13 protein-coding genes and 1 pseudogene are annotated in these 10036 nt (G+C 61.6%); 13 read left to right on the forward strand and 1 reads right to left on the reverse strand.

From position 1 onward, the window contains the following. The first annotated feature begins 42 nt into the window (after nt 1–42). The 13 genes from QMX84_RS13600 to QMX84_RS13660 all read left to right on the forward strand — a co-directional run bounded on the left by QMX84_RS13600 (nt 43) and on the right by QMX84_RS13660 (nt 9075). A complete protein-coding gene (locus QMX84_RS13600; protein ID WP_280044012.1) occupies nt 43–261 on the forward strand; it encodes a hypothetical protein in 219 nt (72 codons plus the stop codon). 64 nt (nt 262–325) lie between these two features. Continuing rightward, a complete protein-coding gene (locus QMX84_RS13605) occupies nt 326–1417 on the forward strand; it encodes a hypothetical protein (RefSeq protein WP_282364017.1) in 1092 nt (363 codons plus the stop codon). A gap of 145 nt (nt 1418–1562) precedes the next feature. Beyond that, complete coding sequence (locus QMX84_RS13610) at nt 1563–1805, forward strand: hypothetical protein (RefSeq protein ID WP_028692289.1); 243 nt, start codon at nt 1563–1565, stop codon at nt 1803–1805. A gap of 51 nt (nt 1806–1856) precedes the next feature. Beyond that, on the forward strand, nt 1857–3539 hold the full coding sequence (locus tag QMX84_RS13615; RefSeq protein ID WP_282364019.1) for a DNA cytosine methyltransferase: 1683 nt from the start codon (nt 1857–1859) through the stop codon (nt 3537–3539). Nucleotides 3540–3625: 86 nt separating this feature from the next. Next, entirely contained in the window at nt 3626–3847 is a 222-nt protein-coding gene (locus QMX84_RS13620) for a hypothetical protein (RefSeq protein ID WP_028692287.1), read from the forward strand. A 3-nt stretch (nt 3848–3850) separates the two neighbouring features. Further along, nucleotides 3851–4291, forward strand: coding sequence for a hypothetical protein (locus QMX84_RS13625; RefSeq protein ID WP_282364020.1), 441 nt, complete (start codon nt 3851–3853; stop codon nt 4289–4291). Nucleotides 4292–4302: 11 nt separating this feature from the next. Next, nucleotides 4303–4566, forward strand: a complete 264-nt coding sequence (locus tag QMX84_RS13630; RefSeq protein WP_282364021.1) for a hypothetical protein — start codon at nt 4303–4305, stop codon at nt 4564–4566. A gap of 669 nt (nt 4567–5235) precedes the next feature. Beyond that, nucleotides 5236–5631, forward strand: a complete 396-nt coding sequence (locus tag QMX84_RS13635) for a hypothetical protein (protein ID WP_282364022.1) — start codon at nt 5236–5238, stop codon at nt 5629–5631. Between the two features lie 24 nt (nt 5632–5655). Next, entirely contained in the window at nt 5656–6198 is a 543-nt protein-coding gene (locus QMX84_RS13640) for a single-stranded DNA-binding protein (protein ID WP_282364023.1), read from the forward strand. 189 nt (nt 6199–6387) lie between these two features. Next, entirely contained in the window at nt 6388–7215 is an 828-nt protein-coding gene (locus QMX84_RS13645) for a DUF932 domain-containing protein (RefSeq protein WP_102886353.1), read from the forward strand. Nucleotides 7216–7273: 58 nt separating this feature from the next. Continuing rightward, on the forward strand, nt 7274–7696 hold the full coding sequence (locus QMX84_RS13650; RefSeq protein ID WP_282364024.1) for a hypothetical protein: 423 nt from the start codon (nt 7274–7276) through the stop codon (nt 7694–7696). A 23-nt stretch (nt 7697–7719) separates the two neighbouring features. After that, the gene (locus tag QMX84_RS13655) at nt 7720–8034 is read left to right on the forward strand and encodes a TrfB-related DNA-binding protein (protein WP_028691955.1); all 315 of its coding nucleotides are present in this window, start codon (nt 7720–7722) and stop codon (nt 8032–8034) included. A 21-nt stretch (nt 8035–8055) separates the two neighbouring features. Further along, the gene (locus QMX84_RS13660) at nt 8056–9075 is read left to right on the forward strand and encodes a hypothetical protein (RefSeq protein ID WP_282364026.1); all 1020 of its coding nucleotides are present in this window, start codon (nt 8056–8058) and stop codon (nt 9073–9075) included. Between the two features lie 833 nt (nt 9076–9908). Here QMX84_RS13660 and QMX84_RS13665 read toward each other — a convergent pair. Beyond that, nucleotides 9909–10036, reverse strand: a pseudogene (locus tag QMX84_RS13665) (IS5/IS1182 family transposase); the annotation flags it as partial.

The following is a 10036-nucleotide window of genomic DNA, read 5'->3' on the forward strand; positions in this document are numbered from 1 at the left end:
ACGCGGCGGCAACCGCTCCGGCACTGCGAAGGAGAAACCCCAATGCCTAGCTATCGAGTTGTATGGACTGTTGATGTTGACGTTGAAGGCGACCACCGGGCGGCAGCACAGGCCTGTGCCCGCCACTACTTCCAATCGCGTATTGCAGATGGCGATCCCGACAGCGCCTGCGTGTTTGAGGTGACAGGACCGAACAACAGGCCGGCCATTGTCGATCTGGCCCCCAGCCTGTGCGACCTGATAGGCGACGACACCGAGTAATCACGCCCCACAGTGCCCGGATCCAGCGGCGGCAACCGCTCCGGGCACTTGCGAAGGAGTACGCATGAACGCGATCAGCCGCGGCTGTCCACCGGACAGCGCTCAGCCCATTTTATCCCTGGCCCAGGTCGAGGCCCTGCGCACTGCGTTGGCAGGGCGGCTGCTGGCCGTCTGTTTCGGATCTGGCGTGGACTCTACGGCCATGCTGGTAGCTCTGCACGCGGCAGGGTTGCGCCCGGATATCATCACCTTTGCCGACACCGGCGCAGAGAAGCCCGAGACGCTGGCCCACATCGAGGCGATGGATTCCGTGCTGCGGGCGTGGGGCTGGCCGACTGTCAGCGTGTGCCGGAAAAAGCCCAAGCCGACCACTGATTACCAGGATCTCTACGGCAACTGCATGGCCAACGAAACGTTGCCCAGCCTGGCCTTTGGCATGAAGTCCTGTTCGGTGAAGTGGAAGCAGGTGCCCCAGGATCAGTTTCTCAAGGGCGCTCGCTCCGGCCCCAACGCCAGGTCCCCCCACCCACTTTGGAAGCATGCCCAGGCAACCGGGCAGCGCATCGTCAAGCTGATCGGGTATGACTGCGGCAAAGCCGACCTGCGCCGGTCTAAGGCGCTCAAACCAGCCGACGCCGACTTCGATTATGTCTATCCCTTGCAACTGGTCCGCTGGACCCGGCGCGATTGCGTACGGTCGATCACCCAGGCCCTCGGTGCAGACCTGGTGCCGATCAAATCGGCCTGCTTTTTCTGCCCAGCTTCCAAGCACTGGGAGTTGTATTGGCTTGCCGCGAATCACCCGGATCTGCTGGAGCGTGCCCTGTTGCTGGAACGCAACGCGCTCACCGGCAAGCACAGTCGTTTCGACGCGGTGCAGTTCGGTGCCTCATGGGAAGACCTGGTGCGCAATGCCGATGGATTCCCCAGCACGACGACCACGGTAGGGCTGGGCCGTAGCTTCGCCTGGAATCAGTGGGCACGGGTCAACGACGTTGTGGACGAGAGTTTCAACGTCAAGCGCACCGCTACTGATCGAGCACGGTTCGCCAAGCTATCCGACACCCTGCGAGATCCTGACAACGCCTTGGACTCACGCACACCAGGAATACCCGTGGTCGACATCACCGCCGAGCAGATGGAGCTATGGCAGTAATCAACTTGTGGTCACATTAGATTTGACCGATAGTTGACAGTAGATTTTGCTTTTGCGATACTGGGTACGTCGAAGCAATCCTGCTTCGACAGCCTGGAACCAGCGGCGGCAACCGCTCCGGGCACACAGCGAAGGAGATTCACCAATGGCTATCGAAACCCACCTGTTCTATTTCAGCTCAGCCGCGCAGCTGCGCGAGTTCGCCGGCTTCACCGTCGAGCCATCCCACCAGGCCCGCCCAGGCCAAGACCCCGCCACCGTCACCATGTACACCGTTGTCGCTCAGCGTTCCGGCATCGGCCAGCGCGAAGTCATCGCGGAGTTCCCGCTGGAACTGCACGCCGAGATCTTCCGCGATATGGCCGAGGCAACTGCCCGCGCCCTCTGACCACAGCCCCGCCCGGACCTGGTGTCCGGGCATTCGTGACGGATGACGAACATGCTTACAAGGTATGTGCTCAAGCACTTTCATTTCTGCTGCGGGCTTGGCGGCGGCGCCAAGGGTTTCAACCAGAACAAAGAGGTAGTCGGCCACCTGCAGGCTGAATGGCGCTGCATTGGCGGCGTCGATGTGGACGCCGGCGCGCTGCGCGACTTCGACCGCTTGGCCGGCGTACCAGGTACACAAATGGACCTGTTCACCCGCGAGCAGTACACCGCCTTTCATGGCAAGGAGCCGCCCGCCGACTGGCGAGAGGCTACGCCGGCAGACATACGCCGCGCTGCGGGTTTTCAGGATCCCGATGTGGTGTTCATCAGCAGCCCCTGCAAGGGCGCTTCTGGCCTGTTGTCCGAGGCTTTGAGTCTCACCCCCAAATACCAGGCCCTCAATGAACTGACGTTGCGCTGCGTGTGGCTCATGTGCGAAGCCTGGCAGCACAACCCGGTGAGCCTGATCGTGTTCGAGAATGTGCCACGCCTGGCCACCCGTGGTCGCCACCTGCTCGATCAGATCGTCCAGGTGCTGAACTTCTTCGGCTATGCCGTGAACGAGACAACCCACGACTGCGGGGAGCTGGGCGGGTTGGCCCAAAGCCGCAAGCGCTTCCTGCTGGTGGCCCGGCACGTCGAGAAGGTGCCGCCGTTCCTCTACGAGCCAGAGAAAAAGTCCCTGCAATCGGTCGGTGCTGTTCTTGGCCGCATGCCGCTGCCGGGCGATATCGAGCGCGCCGGCCCGATGCACCGCGTTCCTGCACTGCAATGGAAAACGTGGGTACGCCTTGCCCTGGTCGAGGCCGGTAAGGACTGGCGCAGCCTCGATCAGTTGGCCATCGAAGATGGCTACCTGCGCGACTTTGTGATTGTGCCGGAAGCATTCTCCGGTTATCTCGGCGTGCGCGGCTGGGGTGACTCAGTGGGCACGGTCGCCGGTCAAACTGGCCCCACCAATGGCGCATTTTCCGTCGCGGATCCGCGCAGCCCAGCCAGTGCGGCGCAGTACCAACAATATGGCGTACGGCGCTGGGAGGACCCGAGCGGCGCAATCATCGGCATCAAGTCGCCAGGGCAGGGCACGTTCAGCGTGGCAGATCCGCGTGGTGCAGCTGGTGGCCATGGCAAATACAACGTGACCCGCTGGGATGGTGCCGCACGTACGGTCATTGCAGGCAGCACGACAGGGCAGGGCGCCTTTGCAGTACAAGACCCGCGCTCAGGATTGCGGCGAGTGAAAGGCGATGCCTACCTCAGCGGGGGGCATTATGGCGTGGTGCCGTGGGAGGGCCTGGCCGGCGCTGTTTCCGCCAGTGCGCGCTTGGACAATGGCCGGTGGAGCGTGGCAGATCCGCGAATGCCAGCCGCGAATGATCGGCTGACCTGCGTGATTCGAAGCCTCGACGGAACCTGGCACCGGCCATTCACCACCCTGGAAATGGCCGCGCTGCAAAGCCTGGTCGACCCCGAGGAAATGCTTGAGCTGGACGGCTTGAGCGATCAGGCGTGGCGCGAGCGGATCGGTAATGCCGTGCCGCCGAAAGCCGCCGAGGCCATTGCAGGCGTCATGGCGCAAACCCTCCTGCTGGCCAAGCAGGGCGAAACCTTCTTGCTCAGCCACATGCCGGTGTGGGTACGACCTGTTGCGGTCGGCCTATCGCTGGCCAGCAATCTCGAAAAGGCAGCATAACGACTGGCGCCCCGCCCGGGGCGCCTCACCTTCCCGGTCAAGACGGCGGCAACCGTCCCCGGGAAACCACGCGAAGGAGATACACCATGTTCCGCGATCTCACCATGAGCAAAGCCCAACGTTCCAGCCAGGCCCTGCATACCGCTGCGCGCTTGGCAGAGCATCGGAAGAAGTGGTATTCAGCCGCCGAGCTGTACGAAGCCGCCGCGTCACTCTGGCCAGGTAAGGGCATCAGTTTGATGCGGCGTGCCGAACAGTGCCGCTCCCTGGTTGTCGATGCCAGCGATGAAATGGATTTTGAGGATTGAGCCATGGACGAACGAACGGAACAGGAATTGACCGCGTACCTCGATGTGCTGCTGTGGCTGGAGACGGCTTCGGTTGCCGAGATCGAGGGGGCTTTGTCGGTGGCCACCGCTCCCGCCCGCGAAGATCTGGAGCTGGGTATTCAGTGCCTGATGGACTCGGATCGGCCCGGCCTGGCCAACTACTTCCCGAACCTGGTAAACCGGCCCACCACCCTCAATGAGATCCGCCAAAAGTTCTCAGCGATGGCCCAGTCCATGGATCAGTTGGAGGATTCGTTGCGTCGGCGGCGAACCGATCCGACCTATCCCCTCATGGGTTACGGCGCTGTACTCGGCACATTGGCCAAGCTGCAGTACCTCAACAAAATCACACCGTCGCAGCGCGAGCTGCTGCTCAGCGAGCTGGCCAGCCTCAAAGGCGGCGGGCTGCGCCTGGACAACTGACGAGGCTCGCCATGAAACGCAAGACCAAACGGCGCAACTGGCTACCCGTGGTTCTCTGTGCGATTGCCGGTGTAGCAATTTTGACGGTCGAAATGCTCGCTTCGCGGCATATGCTTCAACGTCGGCTTGATCAGAAGCACCAGGAAAAAGTGCGCTATCTGCAGGAGCATCCACCGACCACCACTCGCATCGAAATATTGGTGCCGGATGCTGCATCCTCCATGACGCCGAAACGCATTGATGAAGCGCTGCATCCGGCTGGACGGACCCAGTAAGGTGCAGTCCTGTGCGTGCCCCCTCCGGGGGGCGGCTGTCGTGAACCAAGCCCCGGCCAGAAGCACGCCGGGTCTTGGCCCTTCGGGCTTCCATCCTCACGCCTCCGGCCTTCGGCCTGCGCGCTCCGCTTGCCGGTCGTTCCATGGCAACCACTGCGGCTAGCTCAGCAACCATCGGTAGGAAGCGGACGCCCCAATGGCCTATCCGCCACCAGGCCTTGCCTGCAAGGGGCTTTCGCGGCATATCCTCGCTCGCTGCGCTCCCTGCGGTATTCCACGGTCCCCTTGCACGCGGCCTGGCTCTGGATAGTCCGGGCTTACCGCGTCCTACCGAAGGCTGCCGAGCAGATCCACCCAGCGGTGGCGCGCTTCCATTCCCAAAGAGCAGGGCGGCATCCGCTCCGCGGCTGCTGCTTTGAAAAGCGTTTGTTTCCCGCGCCCAAACGCTCGGCATTAAAGCAGCTCGGTAGAGCCGTCAAGCGTACGGCGCAGAAAAAGCATGATTTCTCGCACGCGAGAAAGTGCGACAAACGGTCAATTTAGATTTGACCAATAGTTGACTTTGGTTAGGCTCTTTGCGATACTGAACCTGTCGAAGCAATCCCGCTTCGATAGCCTGGAATCCAGCGGCGGCAACCGCTCCAGGGTAGTCGCGAAGGAGTTTCACACATGAATATCACCGCTCAGGCCCCCGCAGTCAGCGCCCACAATTGGCTCACTACCGGCGACTTTCTGAACTTCGCCAAAAAGATTTGGGCGCCGGTCGCTTCGAATAGCGAGGCGATGGAGCGCAAGGTTGATGACCTGTACGGCGCAGCATGCGAACGCTTCCCTACCTATGACACGATGGTGCATAACGCCTTCTGTGCGAGCATGGACGCAGAGTTCGGCGCCGATGACCAGGCCGAGGGAGTGGCAGAAATCTTTGCGTATGCCCGCGAGGCTTACGGCTATATGTCTGCCAGTGAAAACGAAGCACAACGCCAGGAAGACGCCGACAACGGCTTTTGCTGGCACGGCCTGGACAGCATGACCTGCCCTTGCGGTTGCTTCGAAAACGACTAATCCAGACGGAAAAGGAGATTCATCATGGCCCGTGGCGTAAATAAAGTGATCCTGGTCGGGACTTGCGGACAGGACCCCGAAGTCCGTTACCTGCCAAACGGCAACGCGGTAACTAACCTCAGCCTGGCCACCAGCGAGCAGTGGACCGACAAGCAAACCGGGCAGAAGGTCGAGCGCACCGAGTGGCACCGCGTGTCGTTGTTCGGCAAGGTGGCCGAGATCGCCGGCGAGTACCTGCGCAAAGGTTCCCAATGTTACATCGAAGGCAAGCTGCAAACCCGCGAGTGGGAGAAGGACGGCATCAAGCGTTACACCACTGAAATCATTGTCGACATCAACGGCACCATGCAGTTGCTAGGCGGCCGCCCGCAGAACCAGCAGCAGGGCGGCGATCCGTACAACCAGGGCAGCGGCCAAGCACCCCGCCAGCAGGCGCCACGGCAGCAGCGCCCGCCAGCTCAGCAGCAACCGCCGCAACCTGCACCACAGCCAGCAGCCGACTTTGACAGCTTTGACGACGACATTCCCTTCATGGACCCGTACCGTTTCAGCTGGCAGCTTCAGTAAACACCGCAGGACCAGGCCCGGCGCAATGTCGGGCTTTTTTCTGCGCGACAAACGGTCAAATTAGATTTGACCAATAGTTGACTTCGGTTCGACCCTTTGCGATACTAACCCTGTCGAAGCAATCCCGCCTCGACAGCCTGGAACCAGCGGCGGCAACCGCTCCAGGCAAATCGCGAAGGAGATTCAAAAATGCGTCTATCCAGCAACTTCCGTAACCCTTGCATGGTCCGCAGCGACAGCCCGCTGACCAATGACGATATCGCCCGCGTGGCGCCCTCGATCTTTGCCGAGGAAGCTCACGAAAGCCGCTCCGATCGTTACCGCTACATTCCCACCGTCGACGTACTGGAGGCACTGCGCAGCGAAGGGTTCATGCCGTTCATGGCCTGCCAAACCCGCGTGCGCAACACCGACAAACGCGAGCACACCAAGCACATGATCCGCCTGCGCCACGCCAACACCATCGTGGCGAAGGAAGCCAACGAAATCATTCTGCTGAACAGCCACGACGGCACCAGCAGCTACCAGATGATGGGCGGTTGCTTCCGTTTCGTGTGCGCCAATGGCCTGGTACTGGGCGATGCCGCGATGGATCAGAAAGTCCGCCACAGCGGGCGTCAGGATGTTATCGGGGATGTGATCGAGGGCGCGTATGAAGTTCTGAATCAGTTCCAGCTGATCGAGGAACAACGCGAAACCATGAAGGGTATCCAGCTGGGCGGCGACCTGCAGCACGCCTTTGCCGAGGCTGCACTTGCCTACCGCTACGACCCGGCAGACGGCCCGGCTCCGGTGACCGCTAGCCAGCTTCTGGCACCACGCCGCCGCGAAGACGCCACCAATGACCTATGGTCGACCTTCAACCGCGTACAGGAAAACACCATCAAGGGAGGGCTGCGAGGCCGCAACAAACAAGGGCGCCGCACCAGCACCCGTGCCGTTTCCGGCATTGACCAGGACGTGAAATTGAATCGCGCCCTGTGGGTACTGGCCCAGCACCTGCGCCAAGCCGCCTAACAGCCCCAGGCCGGGCGCCCAGCGCGCCCGGTCTGCACCATGCAAGGAGATCGCAGCCATGCAAAAAGTTTTCTATGTACCCGGCCAAACCGCAATCATCGACTATGCCCGCCAGATCGGCCCCAATGCTTGGGCCGCTCGCGCAACCTGGCTGATGCTGCCAGAGATCCAGGTAAGGCACCCCGGCGCTGTGCTGGGCGATGAAGTAGGCTTTCTGCAAGCGCAGGAAGCCGCCCACGGCACCCAGCCGGCGCGCATCACCGAAACCCGGTATGACTTCGCGCTCAGCCGCGCTCAGGTGCTCGACTACAACGCCGGCGAGGCCGGCGATTCGTTCATACTGCAAGCCCCCGAGGTTGGCGACCTGGTGCGCGTGTACGCCCGTTCAAGCGGTCGTTACTGGACGTTCCTGGCGCTGCCGACCATCACGCATTGCGAGATCTGGCAGCGGATTCGCCAGCAGGGGGCCGCGGCTGATTGACTACCGACACTAGGAGCTGATGAATGCAGCCGATGTACACCAAAGAAGAATGGAAGAAGGTTGCGCCCCTGTTTGCTTCCAAGCGCCTGGCCATCTCGACTGTCGAGGTGGCCAAGGCCGTTCTGGTCGATGGCCAGCGCATCACCGACGTAGCCGAGGCCAGGGGGATGACCAAGCAGACCGCGCACGCAGCGGTAAAGCGTGTGCGGAAAATCCTGGAAGAGCAGGGCGCCGGCGAGCTGGTCCCCGTCCTGGTGTGGCTGCCCCCCGAGTTGGCCGAGCAGGTGCGGGAAATGGCCAAGCCATTCCCCCAGCCTGCCGCCCAAAAATCGAAATGAAGAATCACAAGGAGAGACGAAATGTCGTCTGATGAACTCATTTTCCAGGCTGGCCGAATTCACTCAGTTTCCATTCATAACGTCACCCTGGTTGCTAACCAGATCAATGAGGACGGGAAAACGGTTGACCTGGTTATCGAGTACCAAGGAAAGCAGCACACGTTGCGCGCCGCTCATTACGTGAATGAGAGTGACGTAGGCAAAGTGGGCTATGTACTGCCTGCGCATTTTGCGTCGTCGGCAGCAGGGTACGGCACCTTGATTTTCCGGGCTTACCAGGATCAAAGCCTGCGCCGCGTGTACGAGCTGGACACCACGAACGATGAATTTCAGATGGTGCCGCTTAACCAAGGGAAGTGGCCGCACCACCGCGCTCATTTGACATGCGGTTGGCGGTGCGACAGTCGACCTACCGGCTTTCTCGCGCCGGCAGGGCTTGTGCCTGGTGCCAAAGGCGAGTTCGTGCCGGATGAAACAGAAGTTGTTTCCGTACGCATCCCGCCTGAATTCGAATGGGAAGCACGCCGGCATCAGATGAAACCTGCGGAACTGCTCGAAAGCTTTATTGGCGACCTGGCCGGCATCCAGAACTTTGGCAACAGGCCCCGGGCTGACCGCTTCGGCAGCAACGGCAGCGATGAACGCATGCTGGCTGATCACTGGCTGGAGCGGGCGCATGGAATGAAAGCCATAGACCCGGACCAGATGAACCAGCAGGACGAGGAAGCAGTGGAATGGGATGCGCAGCAGGACGAGTGGTCGGAGCTGCTGGGCGAGTATGCTGATCGAGGCGGGGATCCTCGCCAATTGTTGGAAGCCGTTGACGGTGTGCTGACCAAGCTGGACGAGTTGGGGCCTGATTTTGTGCTGGATCTGCAGGCCGAGGTTGAAGCGACTCAAACCCTGCCCAAACTCACCGAGTTGAATCCCTCGCAGCTGGCGTACCTTGAGAAATGGCTGGCCAGCAACGGCCCGAACAACCTCCTAAAGTGGCCAGGTTGGCATGACGCCCGAGTTGGCCAGGCTCCGAAAGACGTTTGATTCCCCCTCTTGAGCGTGCCCCCTCCGGGGGGCGGCTGTCGTGAACCAAGCCCCGGCCAGAAGCACGCCGGGTCTTGGCCCTTCGGGCTTCCATCCTCACGCCTCCGGCCTTCGGCCTGCGCGCTCCGCTTGCCGTTTGTATCGTACGGCCGAGGGGGCAACTCCTAACCCGGCCTCACGGCCGGGATGGCCCATCCCACCTGGTAATCAAGATCGAGGGCGAGCCGGCCAGCAGGCCGGGCGCTGCAGCAGCTCGCGTGGGGAGCAAGTGCACGGCTCGGGAAATCGCCCTGCAGTTGCCCACCGCCCAGGTGATGATGCGCACCTGGTCCGTGGACAACTGCACCGCTCGCTCTGGCCCTTGTTGGGGCCTCGCTCGCTGGACGATTTTGCGTGCGCGAGCTGCTGCAGCGCAGAAGCACCTTCGGTGACCAAGAGCTGCGCCGGATCCGCAAACCAAAAGCGCGGAGAGGCCCTAACACATATATGCGTTAGGGTATCGTAAAGAACCGTTACTTTGGCCTGGATCGGCTACGGCAGAGCGCTTGGGGGCCGGCCAGGAGGCCGGGCGCTGCCGCCCAGCCCAATCAGGACCGCGCTCGGCTCAGGAAATCGCCCTGCAGTTGCCCACCGCCCAGGCGATGATGCGCGCCTGGGCCGTGGACAACTGCACCGTTCACTCTGGCCCTTGTTGGGGCCCCGCTCACTGGACGATTTTTGTGTGTGGGCTGGGCGACTGCGCAAGAGCGGCCTTCGGCGAGCAAGGGCTGCGCCCTTGGATCCGCAAGCCCAACGCGCCGGCCTCCGAATGGAGGCCCTAACACATATATGCGTTAGGCTTTGTACGAAAAGTATTGCCGCATGCAACGTAGGCTGCAGGCCAAGGTGACCATGGCTGCAAAGCTCTTGGCCAGCTTGTCATAGCGAGTGCCGATCCTGCGATTTTCTTTCAGCCAGCCAA

It is taken from the genome of Pseudomonas sp. PS01297 (assembly GCF_029959305.1).
Lineage (GTDB): Bacteria > Pseudomonadota > Gammaproteobacteria > Pseudomonadales > Pseudomonadaceae > Aquipseudomonas > Aquipseudomonas helleri.